Below are 15,959 nucleotides of genomic sequence, written 5' to 3' on the forward strand. Positions count from 1 at the left end.
GGGGGTGTCGGGGGTCAGGCGTTGCAGGCGCTCGGGTTCACCACGAGCTGCGGGTTGTCGCCCTTGACGCCGAAGATCGGGATCTGCGAGCTGGGGGTGGCCACGCCGTTGGCGAAGCGGTAGGAGGCGAGGGTGCCGATGAAGTCCGGGTTCGGGGCCGAGCTGCTGGCCACCGCGAACAGGATGGTGAACTCGCGGGTGCCGAAGAACTCCTTGCAGGTGTAGCCGGAGCGGGCGCCCGGGCCGCCGCCCTCGAAGAAGCGCAGGGCCTGCCCGTCCGGGGTGGTGGCGACGCGGAAGCCGCCGGTGCCGAGGTCGACGATGTTGAAGGTCGTGGTGCCGTCGCCGGTGCTCTCGGTGACCAGGAGTTCGGCCTTGCGGTCCTTGTTGATGTCGACGACGCGGATCGGCTGGGCGCCGTCGGCCGAGGACAGCGGCAGGACCAGCGTGCGGGTCTGGCCGCCGACGGTGGCGCTGAGCAACTGCTCGGTGCCGTCGGTCTGGGTGGTGAGGGTGATGGTCTCGGCGGTGCCGTCACCGTTGAGGTCGGCCCGGGCGGTGACCGACGGGGCGGCGAGGGCGGGTACCGCGCCGACCAGGCTGATCAGCCCGGCGGCGATCAGCCCAGCGGTGGCGCGCGAGGTGGGAAGCATGCGCACGGTGGATCTCTCCCTTCGCGCGGACGCCTCTGTCCGCGCCGTCACCGACCCCCTGGTCAGGGTGCCGATTCACCGGAATTGACTGCTCAAAGGAACATAACCACCGGTACCGGGCAGTTTATGAACAGTGATCCAGATCACACTGAGCGTGCTAAAACTGGTAGTACAAGAACGGGCTGAACGTGCCGGATGCGACAAGAACCGCCGCCCACAGCAGCCCCGGCACCATCACCGCCACCCGCAGCACCTGCGCCACCCGGCCGCGCGAGGACTCCAGCAGCGGCCCGGTGACCGGCCCCGCGGGCAGCGCGAAGATCACCAGCGCCAGCAGCAGCGTCACCAGCACCTGGTTGCCCAGCGCCACGTCCACCTGGTCGGTCAGGCCGGTGAAGTCCGGCAGCAGCATGTGCCCGACCACCACCAGTGCCTGCCCCAGGCCGGCGGCCCGGAAGAACACCCAGCCGACGACGACCAGCAGCATCGTCAGCACCCGCCTGCCCAGCCTCGGCCACCGCCCGGCCGGCGCCCGCTCCAGCCCGAACCCGCGCTCGACCACCAGCAGCGCGCCGTGGAAGACGCCCCAGACCAGGAACGTCCAGTTCGCGCCGTGCCAGAAGCCGGTCAGCACGAACACGATGCCCAGGTTGCGGTAGGTGCGGGCGGCGCCGCCGCGGTTGCCGCCGAGCGGGATGTAGACGTAGTCGCGGAACCAGCGCGACAGCGACATGTGCCAGCGGCGCCAGAACTCGGTGATGGTGACCGACGAGTACGGTCGGGCGAAGTTCTCCGGCAGCCGGAAGCCCAGCATCCGGCCCAGCCCGATCGCCATGTCCGAGTAGCCGGAGAAGTCGAAGTAGAGCTGCAGCGTGTACGCGATGGCCCCCAGCCAGGCCACGGCGAAGGTCATCCGGTCCGGTGGGGTGGCGAAGCACTGCTCGACCAGCGGGCTCAGCGAGTCGGCGATGATCACCTTCTTGCACAGGCCGAGGGCGAAGCGCGGGAAGCCGGAGGAGATGTCGTCGAGGCGGTGCGTGCGCTGCTGCGGGAGCTGGTCGGCGATCTCCCGGTAGCGCACGATCGGTCCCGCCACGAGCTGCGGGAACATGGCGATGTAGGCGATGAACGACACCGGGTCGCGGCTGGCCGGGCGCTCGCCGCGGTACACGTCGACCACGTAGGAGATGTGGTGGAACGTGTAGAAGGAGATGCCGATCGGCAGTGCCAGGTGGACCACGGGGAAGTCGCCGCCGAAGATCTCCGCGAAGCCCGCGAGCTGCTCGGTGGCGAAGCCCGCGTACTTCCAGACCACGAGCACCAGCACGTCGAAGGCGATGACGCCGACGAGGACGTTGCGCCTGCGCGCCCGGTCGGTGTCCCACTCGTCGGGCTCCAGCCAGGGGCCCACCAGGTAGTTGACCACCATGCAGGTGAGCAGCAGGAGCGTGGTGGACCCCGCCCCCGCCGAGTAGAACAGCAGGCTGGCGACGGCGATGATCGCGTTGCGCCAGGAGCGGGGGCAGAGCAGGACCGCCAGGAGGACGACCGGGGTGAAGTACCAGAGGAACAACGGACTGGCGAACGACATCCTCTGCCCCCTCGGCGCGCCAACGGCTCCCAGACCCTAACGGGTCCGCCGCCTGGTCACCCCGCTCGCTCCGCCGCGGGAGCGGCCCGTGGGGGGCCGCTCACCCGCGGTCACCGGGGCGCGGTCAGGTGCGGCCCGCCACTCGCCGGCGCCTGGCCACCTCCGCCAGCACGACGCCCGCGGCGACCGAGGCGTTGAGCGATTCCACCCCGGCCGACATGGGGATGCTGATGGTGGCGTCGCAGGCCTCGCGGACCAGCCGCGACAGGCCCCGGCCCTCGGAGCCGACCACGACCACCAGGGGGCCGGTGGCCAGGTGCAGGTCGTCCAGTTCCATCGTCCCGTCGGCATCGAGGCCGACGATCATCAGGCCCTTGGCGGCCAGGGTCCGCAGTTCCCTGGTCAGGTTGGTCGCCACCGCGACCGGGATCTTCGCGGCCGTGCCCGCGCTGGTGCGCCAGGCCACGGCGGTGATGCCCGCGCTGCGGCGCTGCGGCAGCAGCACGCCGTTGGCGCCGAACGCCGCCGCCGAGCGGATGACCGCGCCCAGGTTGCGGGGGTCGGTGACGCCGTCCAGGGCGACCAGCAGCGGCGGCTCCGCGGTGGCCGCGGCGGCTTCCAGCAGGTCGTCGGGGTGGGCGTACTCGAACGGCGGCACCTGCAGGCTCAGGCCCTGGTGCATGGCGCCCGCGGTCAGCCGGTCCAGCTCCGGGCGGGAGACCTCCAGGACCGAGATGCCCCGGTCGGCCGCCAGCCGGATGGACTCGGCCACCCGGTCGTCCGCTTCGACGCCGATGGCGACGTAGAGGGCGGTGGCCGGGATCTGGGCGCGCAGGCACTCCACCACGGGGTTGCGGCCCGCGATCAGCTCGCTGGTCGGCTTCTCCTTGGTGCCCGCGACGCGCTTGGTGGTGGGCTTGCGGTAGTTCTTGTGGCCGGGGCGCTCCTCGGCCTTCGGGGTCGGGCCCTTGCCCTCCAGCCCCTTGCGCCGCTGGCCGCCGGAGCCGACGACCGCGCCCTTCTTGGTGCCCGGATTGCGCATCGCGCCCTGGCGCCTGGAGTTCCCTGCCACGTCAGCTGTCCTTCAATGTCCACAATGGACCGTCGAGGGTGTCCTCGACGGTGATGCCCGCGCACTGCAGGCGGTCCCTGATCGCGTCGGCGGCCGCGAAGTCGCGGTTCGCCCTGGCCTGCTGCCGCTCGGCGAGGAGACCGTCGGCCAGGGCGCCGACCGCCTCGCGAAGCCCGTTGTCCACTGTGGAGGTATCGGACCACTTGGCCGACAACGGGTCCAGGCCCAGCACCCCGGTCATCCCGCGCACCGACGCCGCCGCCGCCCGCGCCGCCGCGTCGTCACCGCCGTCGAGGGCGGTGTTGCCGGTGCGGACCGCGCTGTGCACCGCGGCCAGCGCGGCCGGGGTGGCCAGGTCGTCGTCCATGGCGGCGGCGAACTCCGGACCCGGGTCGCCCTCGGGCACCACGCCGGTGCGCTGCACGACCTTGCGCAGGAACGACTCCACCCGTTGGTAGGCGCGCACCGACTCCTCCAGCGCCGCCTCCGAGTACTCGATGTTCGAGCGGTAGTGCGGGCCCACCAGGTAGTAGCGCAGCTCCTGGGCCCGCACCCGCTTGAGCATCTCCGGGATCGACACCGTGTTGCCCAGCGACTTGGCCATCTTCTCGCCGCTGATGGTCACCCAGGCGTTGTGCATCCAGTACCGGGCGAACCCGTCACCGGCCGCCCGCGACTGAGCCTGCTCGTTCTCGTGGTGCGGGAACACCAGGTCCTGGCCGCCGCCGTGGATGTCGAACTCGGCGCCGAGGTAGGTGCGCGCCATCGCCGAGCACTCCAGGTGCCAGCCGGGGCGGCCCGCGCCCCACGGGGTGGGCCAGGACGGCTCACCGGGCTTGGCGGACTTCCACAGGGTGAAGTCGCGCGGGTCGCGCTTGCCCGCCAGGGCCGGGCCCTCGCCCTGCTGCACCTCGTCCGGCTTCTGCCGGGACAGCTCGCCGTAGGCCGGGTACGAGCCGACCGAGAAGTACACGTCGCCGTCGGCGGCGTACGCGTGGCCCGCGGCGATCAGCCGCTCCATCAGCTCGACCATCTGGGTGATGTGGCCGGTGGCGCGCGGAGAGATCGACGGGGGCAGGCAGCCCAGCACGTCGTAGGCGTCGTCGAAGGCGCGCTCGTGCGTCGCCGCCCACTCCCACCACGGCCTGCCCGCCTCGGCGGCCTTGGTCAGGATCTTGTCGTCGATGTCGGTCACGTTGCGGACCAGCCGCACGTCGTTGCCCCGGTGGGCCAGCCAGCGGCGCAGCACGTCGAAGTTCAGGCTGCTGCGCACGTGCCCGATGTGCGGGATGCCCTGCACGGTGGCGCCGCAGACGTAGATGGAGACGATCCCGTGCTCGCGCGGCGCGAACTCGCGCAGCGAACGGCTGGCGCTGTCGAAGATGTGCAGGGACACGGTTATCTCCTGGTGGGAGCACGAGATTTCTTGGGAAGAATGGTACGGGCAACGCCACGCGCGGTCGTGCCCGGTTTGGCTTGACTTACCCCGCGATGCCGTGGGCGCCCACCGCGCGCAGCAGCGCGTCGGGGCGGTTCGCGGTCGCCTGCGGCTCCACCCGCTCGAATCGACAGCCGATCCGGGTGGCCGCGCCGTCGGCCTCGGCGCTGTCGCCGACCATCAGCGCGTCCGCCGGGTCGACCCCCAGGCGCTCGCAGGCCAGGCGGAAGATCTTCGGGTCCGGCTTGACCACGCCCTCGGCGAAGGAGAGGACGAACTCGTCGACCAGGTCGAGCAGGCCGTGCGCGGCGAAGGTCGGGCGCAGGTCCCAGGCGATGTTGCTCAGCACGGCCACCCGCAGGCCCCGCTCGCGCAGCAGCCGCAGCACGGCGCCGGTGTCCGGGTACGGCCGCCAGGACTCGGGGTCGAGCATCCTGTCGTAGAGCCTGCTCGGCACGTCGGGGGCCAGGGCCAGCGCCGGGGCGCCCAGGGAGGCCTCGTAGCCCGCGCGGTGCGCCCGCGGGTCGAGGTCGCGGCGGTGCCAGGTGTCGTGCAGGTCGGCGGGCAGGTGCTCGGGCACGCCGGTCGGGATGGTCATCAGCGCGAACAGCTCGACCACCCGTTCGGGGGTCAGCGGGCTGCCGTCGAGGCTGGAGAAGTCGTCGTCGGGCCGGGCACCCGGCTCCAGACGGAACAGGGTGCCCGAGAAGTCCAGCAGGACGCCGCGGATGCCCACGGCGCCCACGCTAGAGGGTCAGGCCGAGTTGCCTGTAATCCGGTCCGGTGTGAGGCGTACCACAACGCGCACGGTGCCCTCCGGCTCCTCGGGGTAGGACTCGCCCCGGTAGGCCCGCGACAGCTCCTCGATCAGCTCCCGGCCGCCCTCGTCGGTGAGCGACACCGACCCGCGGATCTCCACGTAGCTGTACGGGTTCTCCCGGTCGTAGGCGGTCAGGCTGACCCTCGGGTCGCGTTCGAGGTTGCGGGCCTTCTTCCTGCCGCGCACCGTCGAGAGCAGGATGTCGTCGCCGTCGCGCTTGGCCCACAGCACCGAGGTCTGCGGGCTGCCGTCGGGGTTGATCGTGGCCAGGACGACGTAGTTGTGGTCGTCGAAGATCTTGCGTGCGGTCTCGCTCAGCGCTGCCATGGGCTCGAACCTACGGCCGCGCGGGCCGGTCCGCGCGGCGTTCAGCCCGCCGGGACGAGCAGCGCGGTCGCCACCGCGGCGATGCCCTCGCCGCGGCCGGTCAGGCCCAGGCCGTCGGTGGTGGTGCCGGAGACCGACACGGGGCCGCCGACCGCCGCGGACAGCGACTCCTGCGCCTCCGCGCGGCGCTTGCCGATCTTGGGCGCGTTGCCGATGACCTGCACCGCGGCGTTGCCCACGCGGTACCCCTCGGCCTCGACGAGCCTGCGCACCTCGGCCAGCAGGACCGCGCCGTGCGCGCCCGCCCAGCGCGGGTCACCGGTGCCGAAGACGGCGCCAAGGTCGCCCAGGCCCGCCGCCGACAGCAGCGCGTCGCACAGGGCGTGCGCGGCGACGTCGCCGTCGGAGTGGCCCGCGCAGCCGTCGACGCCCTCCCAGAGCAGCCCCGCGATCCAGCACGCGCGGCCGGGCTCGATCGGGTGAACATCGGTGCCGATGCCGACCCTCACCGCGGCCCCTCCCCGGCGAGGACGGCCTCGGCGATGGCGAGGTCGAACGGGGTGGTGATCTTCATCGCATAGGGGTGGCCGGGGATCGCCAACACCGGCACGCCGAGCTTCTCGACCAGGCCCGCGTCGTCGGTCGCCGAGTCGCCCGCGAGGGCGTAGGCCCTGCTCAGCGTGTCGACGGCGAAGCCCTGCGGGGTCTGCACCACCCGCAGCGCGGCCCGGTCGGGGGTGTCCTGGACGACCTCGTCGATGTCCACGCGCTTGACCGTATCGGCCATCGGCAGCACCGGGATCACCGCGGGGGCACCCGCCTCCACGGCCGCGACGACGGCGTCGACGACGGCGGGCGGGGTGAACGCGCGGGCGGCGTCGTGCACCAGCACGACCCGCACGTCCGGGTGCACGGCCAGCGCGTGCCGCAGCGCCAGCCGGACGGACTCGGTGCGGTCGGCGCCACCGGGCACGACCTCCGCGCGCAGGCCGTGCTCGCGCAGCAGCGCCTCGGTGGCGCCCACCTCGGCGGGCGGGGCCGCGACGACGACATGCCGCACGCGGCCCGCGTTGAGCAGGCCGCGCACGGCATGGACGAGCAGTGCGACACCGCGCACCGGGACGAGCGCCTTCGGCATGCCGTGGCCGAGGCGTTCACCTCGGCCCGCGGCGGGCACCAGGACGACCGTGCTCACCGGGACGTCGTCCCGCGGGGTGTCAGCAGCGTCACGACCGGGCCGGATTCGACGGTGGCCCGATCGGGACTTGCCAGGTCTTTCGCCAAGGATCAGACGGCCGCGGTGGACAGGACCTCGTCCAGCAGGACTTCCGCCTTGTCCTCGTCGGTCCCCTCGGCCAGCGCCAACTCGCTGACCAGTATCTGGCGCGCCTTGGCCAGCATCCGCTTCTCACCAGCGGACAGGCCCCGGTCCTTCTCCCGCCGCCAGAGGTCTCGCACCACTTCGGCCACCTTGTTCACATCGCCGGAGGCGAGCTTCTCCAGGTTGGCCTTGTACCGACGCGACCAGTTGGTCGGCTCCTCGGTGTGCGGCGCGCGCAGGACGTCGAAGACGCGGTTGAGGCCCTCTTGACCCACGACATCCCGCACGCCCACGATCTCGGCGTTGTCTGCGGGGACGCGAACCGTGAGGTCACCCTGGGCGACCTTGAGGACGAGGTACTTCTTCTCCTCGCCCTTGATCACCCGGGTTTCGATCGCTTCGATGAGTGCGGCACCGTGGTGCGGGTAGACGACGGTCTCTCCGACCTTGAAAACCATGTGTCCTCTGCCCCTTTCGCTGACTCCATCTTAACACGGGTCGGGCGGTGCCGGTGATGGACCTGTGATCCGTCTTCGCAGGTCAAGGGCCAAATGGGGGAGATGTTCGGGGTTGACAAACGCCCCTGTCGCGTACTCAGCCATCACCCGATCGGGGCTGCTTGATCCACTGTGGACGTTGTGGCGGCGGCCCCGGCGGGCCACTATGGCGGACCACACGCGGCTCCGATCCATTGCGCGGGCTAGGCTTCGCCCGGCAATGTCGGCAGCGGACGCAGGAGCCCTTCGTGAGTCGTGGACAGCAGAACCTGACCGGTGGGCGGCGCCTGGCCCCGGCCCTGGCCGGCCTCGGCCTGGCCGCGGTCCTCGGGGTGACCGGGTGCTCGGCGGGTCAGATCACCCAGACCGACTCGCAGCTCCCCGCGGTCAACGGCGCGGAGCACACCCAGGGCGCCATCGCCCTGCGCAACGCGGTGCTCGCCTACCCGGAGGGCGGCTCCTACCCCGAGGGGTCCGAGGCGCCGCTGGTGCTCACCATCGTCAACACCGGCTCCGCGGACGACGCGCTGACCGAGGTCACCAGCCCGGTCGCCGCCTCGGCCACCGTCACCGGGAGCAAGGACCTGCCCGGCGGCTTCGCCATCGAGGTCGGCACCCCGGGGGAGAACGCCGAGGTCGGCGGGCACTCCTCGGCCGCCCCCACCCCGACCCCCTCCGGCGCCCCGTCCTCGGCGCCCGGCTCGGTCGCGCCGACCACCTCGGCCAAGGCCCCCAACGAGAAGCTGGGCGAGCTGGAGATCGTGCTCGAGGACATCAACACCAGGCTGTTCCCCGGCAAGACCGTGCCGGTCACCTTCGTCTTCGCCAACGCGGGCCCGGTGACCGTCGAACTGCCGATCGGGGCCAGCAGCGAGCCGCGCGAGGAGCAGCACGCCGAGGAGCACTGACCCACCGGTCGTGGACGGGCGGGCGCGGGCTGTCGGTGCCCGCCCGTAGCTTTGTCCCGTGGCCACGACCAAGACCCCGAAGCCGAACTACCGCTGCGCCGAGTGCGGGCACGGCGTCGCCAAGTGGTTCGGCCGCTGCCCGGAGTGCCAGGCCTGGGGGACGCTGGAGGAGGTCGGCGCCCCCCGCCCCGGCCTGGCCCGGATCGCCGCGGGCGCGCCCAGCACCCCGGCCCGCCCGATCGACGAGGTCGACGTGGAGGCGGCCCGCGCCCGGCGCACCGGTGTCTCCGAACTCGACCGCGTCCTCGGCGGCGGCCTCGTGCCCGGCGCGGTGGTGCTGCTGGCGGGCGAACCCGGGGTCGGCAAGTCCACCCTGCTGCTGGAGGTCGCCTACCGGTGGGCCGCCCGCGACGGCGAGTACGGCCCCACGCTGTACGTGACGGGCGAGGAGTCGGCCGGGCAGGTGCGGCTGCGCGCCGAGCGCACCGGCAACGTGCACGGCGCCATGTTCCTGGCCGCCGAGAGCGACCTGTCCGCCGTCCTGGGCCACGTCGACGCCGTCAAGCCGGGGATGCTGGTCGTCGACTCGGTGCAGACCATGTCCTCCCCGGCCGCCGAGGGCACCCCCGGCGGCGTCACCCAGATCCGCGCGGTGACCGCGGCCCTGGTGGCCCTGGCCAAGGAGCGCGCCCTCCCGGTGGTCCTGGTCGGCCACGTCACCAAGGAGGGCTCCATCGCGGGCCCCCGCGTCCTGGAACACCTGGTCGACGTCGTCCTGCACTTCGAGGGCGACCGCCACTCGTCCCTGCGGATGCTGCGCGGGGTGAAGAACCGCTTCGGCCCCGCCGACGAGGTCGGCTGCTTCGAACTGGTCGAAGGCGGCATCGTCGGCGTCCCGGACCCCTCCGGCCTGTTCCTCAACAAGCGCGAGGCAGGCGTCGCGGGCACGGCCGTGACGGTGGCGGTCGAGGGCAAGCGCCCCCTGCTCGGCGAGGTGCAGGCCCTGGTGGCCAAGTCCCCCCTGGGCACCCCCCGCCGCGCGGTGAGCGGCCTGGACTCGGCCAGGGTGGCGATGGTCCTCGCCGTCCTGGAACGCCGCGGCGGCGTCAAACTGGGCGACGCGGACGTGTTCACCGCCACGGTGGGCGGCATGAAGATCCCCGAACCCGCCGCCGACCTGGCCATAGCCCTGGCCGTGGCCACGGCGGCCCGGGACGTTGCCCTGCCCCCGGACCTGGTGGTGCTGGGCGAGGTCGGCCTTGCGGGCGAGGTCCGCCGGGTGAGCGGCGTCCGCGCCCGCCTCACCGAGGCGATGCGGCTGGGCTTCACCAAGGCGCTGGTGCCCCCGGACCCGGGGGAGTTGCCGGAGGGGATGCAGGTGCGCATCGTGCCCGACCTGGGCTCGGCGATGAACAACCTGTCGGTGCTGCGCCCCTAGACCACGTCCGCGAAGCCACAATTCGACAACGCCGCACAAATTCCACAGTAGACGACCACAGTGGACAGGACCCCGACCGTTCCCGTCCCGAACCGCGTCGATCTGCCCGTCGGTCGTGGGCGGTGGCGCGGTGCCGTCCGGCACGGGTCTCTCCCCCTGGGTGAAGTCCCAGGGGGAGAGACTGCCGACGTGTCCCGTCAGTTCCTCGACATCCGCGCGCTTCCCCCGATCGGGGCAATCACGCCGACAGCAACTGCGCGCAGCGGATCAGACCCAGGTGCGAGTACGCCTGCGGGTGGTTGCCCAGCGAGCGCTCCGCGACCGGGTCGTACTCCTCCGGCAGCAGGCCCGTGGGGCCCGCCGCGTCGACGATCTGGGCGAACAGGTCCTCGGCCTCGGTGCGGCGGCCGGTGAGCAGGTAGGCCTCGATCATCCACGCCGCGCACAGGTGGAAGCCGCCCTCGTCGCCGGGGAGGCCGTCGTCGCGGTGGTAGCGGTAGACGGTGGAGCCGGAGCGCAGTTCGGCCTCGGTGGCGGTGACCGTGGCGACGAAGCGCTCGTCGGTGGGGTCGATGAGGCCGACCATGCCGATGAGCAGGGTGGCCGCGTCCAGGTCGGTGCCGTCGTAGGCGGTGGTGAACGACTTGATCTCGTCGTTCCAGCCGTTGGTCAGGACGTCGTCGGCGATCTGGGTGCGCAGGGGTTCCCAGGTGGGGTCGACCTCGCGGCCGTGGGCCCGGCCGAGCTTGATGGCGCGGTCGATCGTCAGCCAGCACATGACCTTGGAGTACACGTGGTGGCGCGGGCGGTGCCGCTCCTCCCAGATGCCGTGGTCGGGCTCGTGCCAGCGGCGGGTGACGGCCTCGGCCATGGCGCGGACCATGGTCCAGTCGCCGTCGGTCAGGGAGCCCCGGGCCTCGGCCAGGTCGGCGACCAAGTCCACGACCGGGCCGAACACGTCGAGCTGGACCTGCTGGTTGGCCAGGTTGCCGACCCGGACCGGGCGCGAACCCGCGTAGCCGGGCAGCGTGTCGATCACGGCCTCCGGGCCGAGCGTGGTGCCCGCGATCGTGTACAGCGGGTGCAGCCGCTCCGGCCCGGCCACGGTCTCCAGGACCCCGTGCACCCAGCCCAGGAACGCCTCCGCCTCCGCGGTCGACCCCAGCGACACCAGGGCCTTGGCGGTCATCGACGCGTCGCGCAGCCAGCAGTAGCGGTAGTCCCAGTTGCGGACGCCGCCGATCTCCTCCGGCAGCGACGTGGTGGCCGCGGCCATGATCGCGCCGGTCTCGCTGTGGCACAGGCCGCGCAGCACCAGCGCGGAGCGGGCCACCAGTTCCTTCTCCACCGGGGGCAGCACCAGCGTGTCCAGCCACGTCGACCAGTACCGGCCCGCGACGGCCTTGCGCTCGGGCTCGGTCTGCGCCTTGGGCGACAGGTCGCCGGTGCCGCAGCGCAGCTCGAACACCACCGGGGCGTCGGCGGTGGGCTGCACGACCGCGCGCGCGGCGTCCCACATGCCGTCGGAGGTGATCTCCCAGGTGACGCCGGGGGAGCGCAGGGCGATCGGGTCGGAGGTGCCGAGCACCCGCAGGCCGTCCTCGGTGGCCTCCAGGCGCACCTGCACCTGGCCGAACTCCGGTCGCGGGGCGAACTCCACCACGGCCGCGGAGGTGCCGGACAGCACCCGGGTCAGGTCGGTGCGGTACTCCTCGGCGCCGTGGTCGAGGTAGTCGGTGACCAGCAGGCCCGACCAGCGGGTCTCCACGGTCATGGTGCCGGGCAGGTAGCGCTGGCCCAGCGGCAGCCCGCCGCGCTCCGGGGAGACGGAGAAGTGGCCCGCGGTCGGCCCGCCGAGCAGGTCGGCGAAGATCGCCGCCGAGTCCGGCTCCGGGTGGCACAGCCAGGTCAGCCGGGCGTCCGGGGTCACCAGGGCGACCGAGCGCTCGTTGGCCAGCATCGACAGCCGCTCGATCGGCGGGGCCTGCTCGCCGTAGAGCCAGTTGCGCCGCTCCTCCAGCAGGAACGCCAGCATCGTGGCCACCGCCACCGGGTCGGCGATGCGGTACCCGGCCAGGCTGTCGCCCTCGCCGACCTTCACGCCCAGGTCGGGGCCGGAGAGCCGGGCGAAGGCCTTCTCGTCGGTCACGTCGTCGCCGACGAAGATCGCCGCGGTGGCGCCGACCTGGTGGCGCAGCACGTCGAGGGCGTGGCCCTTGTCGGTCTGCACGACGGCCAGCTCGACCACGGCCTTGCCCTCGGTGACCTCCACGCCCGCCCAGGTGCACGGCCCGGAGCGGACCAGCCCGAGCACCCGCTCGGCGGTCTCCGGGTCGGTGCGGCGCACGTGCACGGCGATGCTGGCGGGCTTGACCTCCAGTTGGACGCCGACCGCGCCGTCGACCAGCTTGTCCAGCTCCGCCTCCACGCGCTGGTGCAGCTCGCGGGCGGCGGCGTCGAGCGCGTGCACGAAGCCCACGTCGAACTCGGAGCCGTGGCTGCCGACCAGGTGCACCTCCGACGGCAGCCGCGACAGCGTCGCCAGGTCGCGCAGCGCGCGCCCGGAGATCACCGCGGTGGTGGTCTCGTGCAACCCGGCCAGGGAGCGCAGCGCACCGACCGACTCGGTGTGCGGCCGCGCTTTCTCCGGGTCCTCGACGATGGGCGCGAGAGTGCCGTCGTAGTCGCAGGCGACCAGCAGGCGCGGGGTGCGGGCCAACTGCACGATCGCACGCCGGAGTTCGGCGGGGAGGGCCTCGGCGGTCAACGCCTTCTCCTTGGGGACATCGGTGTCAGGGGAACGACAGGGCGCTAGTGGCCGTGCTCTGGTTCCAGTGCGTCGAGGAATGAGCGCGCCCACCGGTCGACGTCGTGGGTCAGCACTTGTCGCCGCAGCGCGCGCATCCTACGGCGACCTTCTGCTGGATCGATCGTGAGGGCCGCGAGCATGGCGTTCTTGACACCATCGAGGTCGTGCGGGTTCACCAGGAAACTGCTCGTCAGCTCCGCGGCGGCCCCGGCGAACTCCGAGAGCACCAGCGCCCCGCCCAGGTCGTGGCGGCAGGCCACGTACTCCTTGCAGACCAGGTTCATGCCGTCGCGCACCGGGGTCACCAGCATGACGTCGGCGGCGGCGAAGAACGCGGCCAGCTCCGCCCGCCCCACCGACTGGTGCAGGTAGTGCACGACCGGCCGCCCGACCCGGCCGAACTCGCCGTTGATCCGGCTGACGATCTGCTCGATCTCCCCGCGCATCCGCTGGTAGTGCTCGACCCGCTCGCGGCTGGGGGTGGCGAGCTGGACCATGGCCACCTCGTCCGGGTCGACCTTGCCCTCCTGGAGCAGCTCGTGCAGGGCGTAGAGGCGGCGGTCGATGCCCTTGGTGTAGTCGAGCCGGTCCACCCCGAGGATGATCTTCTTCGGGTTCCCCAGGTCGGCCCGGACCTGCTGGGTGCGGGCGACGGTCTCCTTCTTGCGGGCCAGCGCGTCCAGCCCGGCCGAGTCGATGGAGATGGGGAACGCGCCCACCCGCACCGCCCGGTTGCCGAGCTGGATGACACCCGGCCGGGTGCGCACGCCGACCGCGCCGCGGGTCGGCTCCAGGCCGAGCAGCCGCCGGGCGAGCCAGAGGAAGTTCTGCGCGCCGCCGGGCCGGTGGAAGCCGACCAGGTCGGCGCCGAGCAGCCCGCGCACGATCTCCGCGCGCCAGGGGAGCTGCATGAACAGCTCGGTCGGCGGGAACGGGATGTGCAGGAAGAACCCGATCCGCAGGTCGGGCCGCAGGTCGCGGAGCATCGAGGGCACCAGTTGCAACTGGTAGTCCTGAATCCACACGGTCGCGCCGGGGGCGGCCACCTTCGCGCACGCCTCGGCGAAGCGGTGGTTCACCTTGACGTAGGTGTCCCACCAGCCCCGGTCGAACACGGGCGTGGCGACCACGTCGTGGTAGAGCGGCCAGAGGGTGCCGTTGGAGAAGCCCTCGTAGTAGTCGCGCACCTCGGTGGAGGTCAGCGACACCGGGTGCAGCCGCAGCCCGTCCTCGGTCAGCTCGTCGAGTTCCACGTCGGGCACGCCGGGCCAGCCCACCCAGGCGCCGCTGTGGCTGCGCAGGAACGGGGCCAGCGCGCTGACCAGGCCGCCGGGGCTGGACTTCCAGCGCTGGGTGCCGTCGGGCAGCCGTTCCAGGTCGACCGGCAACCGGTTCGCCGCGACGATGAAGTCCGCGCCGTCGGACCCGGGAGCGTTTTCGCTGCTCACGCTGGACGTGCCTCCTGTCGAACCGGGGAGCTCGCTTGGCCTGTTGAGGCTAGCCAACGCGGGCCGACCCCGCGTCCTGCGAGCGGGGCGTGAATTGGGTGCAATCTGTCACTCGACCGGTCACTCCAACCGGCGCCGGGTCGGCCGCAGCGGCCCGGACATGCGCGGCCCGGCCAACCGCCGCTCCAACCGCCCCAGCCCCGACCGCACCGGCTGCGCCAGGTACTCACCGAGGACGACCCCCGCCGCCAGCGCCAACGCGATCGCGGCGGCCAACATCAACGTCGGCAGCCCGCTGACGGTCCGCTCCACCGCGAGCTGGTAGAGCGCCCGGTAGGTGGTGATCCCCGGCAGCAACGGCACCATCCCCGACACGGCCACCACCAGCGGCGGCATCCCCAACCGCCGCGAGACCACCCCACCACCGAACCCGATGACCACGGCGGCCCCGGCGGAAGCGGCGATCGGCCCCGCCCCGGTCAGCGAGAGCGCCCCGAACCCCGCCGCCCCGATCCCCCCGGCCGCGGCCGAGACCACGAGCGCTCTCGGCGTCGCGTAGCTGGCCAACCCGAAGCACCCCGAGGCCGCCGCCCCGGCCAGGGCCAGCACCGGCAGCCGCAGCGCACTGGGCGGCAGCGGATCGGCCAGGGGCGTGTACTGCATCCCGAGCGCGGTGGCGACGTTGAAGGCCAGCACGACACCCGCGATCAGCCCCGCGGTCATCAGCGAGACCTCCATGGTCCGCCCCGCCGCGGTCACGTTGTACCCGGTGATGGCGTCCTGCACGGTGGACACCACGGACAGCCCGGAGAGCAGAACGGTGATGGCAGCCGCCACCAACAACGTCGGCCGAGCCGCGGGCACCCACCCGCTGACAAAGAGCGCGAGCGCCCCACCGGTCGCCAACGCACCCCCGACAGCCTGCTGGAAGAAGAAAGGAAGCGCCCTCCTGTTCAGAACCCGCCCCACCCGATCCACCACCGCGGTGATCCCACCGGCGAACAACGCACTCAACAGATCCCCACCGATCAGCACGGTGACCGCCACAGCCATCCCCGCCCACGCGGCAGTGGCCATCCACCGCGGATAGGGGTGCTCAGCGGTGGTGATCCCCTCCAACTCGACGTGGGCGTCCTCCGCCGACACCCGCTGCCGGGTGATCCGCCGAACCAGGTTCTCCACCGCGGCCAACCGCGTGTAGTCCAGGGACCGCGACCGCACCACCCGCAACGAGGTGATCGGCGGCTCCTCCGTCCCCCGCCAACACGCCACGGTGATCGACGTGAAGATCACGTCCACCTCGCAGTGCGGCAACCCGTAGGCAGCGGCCACGGCGATGATCGTCGCCGTCACGTCGGAGGCCCCGGCCCCCGACGTCATCTGCACCTCCCCGATCCGCAACGCCAGGTCCAGCACGAAGTGCACCTGCCGCTCCGCCAACTGGGCAGGCCCCTCCACCGCCTCACCCGCCACCGGAGCCACCCCACCGCCCGCCGGTCCAGCGGCCCTGTCGCGCTGCCACCACAGCCCCACCCGCCGCCCACCGCGCCCGAAGCGCCCCACAACCGCCTCCCCACCCCAGCGTCACCCTCCCGGGTGACCCGGGCCGTCCAGGCGACAGTCTCCGATCCCGGCCC

14 protein-coding genes are annotated in these 15,959 nt (G+C 72.5%); 2 read left to right on the forward strand and 12 right to left on the reverse strand.

Going from position 1 to position 15,959, the window contains the following annotated elements:
- Positions 1-14: 14 nt before the first annotated feature.
- The 9 genes from UO65_RS33250 to UO65_RS12320 form a co-directional block, all read right to left on the reverse strand.
- Positions 15-659, reverse strand: a complete 645-nt coding sequence (locus UO65_RS33250; RefSeq protein WP_052021086.1) for a hypothetical protein — start codon at positions 657-659, stop codon at positions 15-17.
- A 151-nt stretch (positions 660-810) separates the two neighbouring features.
- Positions 811-2,244 carry an MBOAT family O-acyltransferase gene (locus UO65_RS12285; RefSeq protein ID WP_035281895.1) on the reverse strand — a complete coding sequence of 478 codons (1,434 nt, stop codon included), beginning with the start codon at positions 2,242-2,244 and terminating at the stop codon, positions 811-813.
- 124 nt (positions 2,245-2,368) lie between these two features.
- Entirely contained in the window at positions 2,369-3,316 is a 948-nt protein-coding gene (gene rlmB / locus UO65_RS12290; protein WP_035281896.1) for a 23S rRNA (guanosine(2251)-2'-O)-methyltransferase RlmB, read from the reverse strand.
- Between the two features lies 1 nt (position 3,317).
- Positions 3,318-4,712 carry a cysteine--tRNA ligase gene (gene cysS / locus UO65_RS12295; RefSeq protein WP_084175499.1) on the reverse strand — a complete coding sequence of 465 codons (1,395 nt, stop codon included), beginning with the start codon at positions 4,710-4,712 and terminating at the stop codon, positions 3,318-3,320.
- Positions 4,713-4,797: 85 nt separating this feature from the next.
- Complete coding sequence (locus tag UO65_RS12300) at positions 4,798-5,490, reverse strand: HAD family hydrolase (RefSeq protein WP_035281966.1); 693 nt, start codon at positions 5,488-5,490, stop codon at positions 4,798-4,800.
- A gap of 18 nt (positions 5,491-5,508) precedes the next feature.
- The gene (locus UO65_RS12305) at positions 5,509-5,901 is read right to left on the reverse strand and encodes a PPOX class F420-dependent oxidoreductase (RefSeq protein WP_035281898.1); all 393 of its coding nucleotides are present in this window, start codon (positions 5,899-5,901) and stop codon (positions 5,509-5,511) included.
- Positions 5,902-5,942: 41 nt separating this feature from the next.
- Complete coding sequence (gene ispF, locus UO65_RS12310; protein ID WP_035281900.1) at positions 5,943-6,410, reverse strand: 2-C-methyl-D-erythritol 2,4-cyclodiphosphate synthase; 468 nt, start codon at positions 6,408-6,410, stop codon at positions 5,943-5,945.
- On the reverse strand, positions 6,407-7,096 hold the full coding sequence (ispD, locus tag UO65_RS12315) for a 2-C-methyl-D-erythritol 4-phosphate cytidylyltransferase (RefSeq protein ID WP_035281901.1): 690 nt from the start codon (positions 7,094-7,096) through the stop codon (positions 6,407-6,409). Before ispD ends, ispF begins: the two co-directional genes overlap by 4 nt.
- Before the next feature lie 92 nt (positions 7,097-7,188).
- Complete coding sequence (locus UO65_RS12320; RefSeq protein ID WP_035281903.1) at positions 7,189-7,680, reverse strand: CarD family transcriptional regulator; 492 nt, start codon at positions 7,678-7,680, stop codon at positions 7,189-7,191.
- 287 nt (positions 7,681-7,967) lie between these two features.
- On the opposite strand from UO65_RS12320, the gene UO65_RS12325 reads away from it, so the two are divergent.
- Together UO65_RS12325 and radA are read left to right on the forward strand one after the other, a co-directional pair.
- Positions 7,968-8,627, forward strand: a complete 660-nt coding sequence (locus UO65_RS12325) for a copper chaperone PCu(A)C (RefSeq protein WP_052021087.1) — start codon at positions 7,968-7,970, stop codon at positions 8,625-8,627.
- 58 nt (positions 8,628-8,685) lie between these two features.
- Positions 8,686-10,065, forward strand: a complete 1,380-nt coding sequence (gene radA, locus UO65_RS12330; protein ID WP_035281905.1) for a DNA repair protein RadA — start codon at positions 8,686-8,688, stop codon at positions 10,063-10,065.
- Between the two features lie 238 nt (positions 10,066-10,303).
- Here the strand turns inward: radA and otsB are convergent, their stop codons facing one another.
- From otsB to UO65_RS12345, 3 genes are all read right to left on the reverse strand, one after another.
- Positions 10,304-12,832, reverse strand: coding sequence for a trehalose-phosphatase (gene otsB, locus UO65_RS12335; protein ID WP_035281907.1), 2,529 nt, complete (start codon positions 12,830-12,832; stop codon positions 10,304-10,306).
- A gap of 44 nt (positions 12,833-12,876) precedes the next feature.
- Complete coding sequence (locus UO65_RS12340; protein ID WP_035281909.1) at positions 12,877-14,322, reverse strand: alpha,alpha-trehalose-phosphate synthase (UDP-forming); 1,446 nt, start codon at positions 14,320-14,322, stop codon at positions 12,877-12,879.
- Positions 14,323-14,442: 120 nt separating this feature from the next.
- Positions 14,443-15,804, reverse strand: coding sequence for a threonine/serine exporter family protein (locus UO65_RS12345; protein ID WP_052021100.1), 1,362 nt, complete (start codon positions 15,802-15,804; stop codon positions 14,443-14,445).
- Positions 15,805-15,959 lie beyond the last annotated feature (155 nt).

The organism is Actinokineospora spheciospongiae (genome assembly GCF_000564855.1).
Taxonomy (GTDB): domain Bacteria; phylum Actinomycetota; class Actinomycetes; order Mycobacteriales; family Pseudonocardiaceae; genus Actinokineospora; species Actinokineospora spheciospongiae.

Bases quoted from the DNA above. Each gene is read 5' to 3' on its own strand.
- UO65_RS12285 (WP_035281895.1), bottom strand. From the start codon at position 2,244: ATGTCGTTCGCCAGTCCGTTGTTCCTCTGGTACTTCACCCCGGTCGTC.
- UO65_RS12305 (WP_035281898.1), bottom strand. From the start codon at position 5,901: ATGGCAGCGCTGAGCGAGACCGCACGCAAGATCTTCGACGACCACAAC.
- UO65_RS12320 (WP_035281903.1), bottom strand. From the start codon at position 7,680: ATGGTTTTCAAGGTCGGAGAGACCGTCGTCTACCCGCACCACGGTGCC.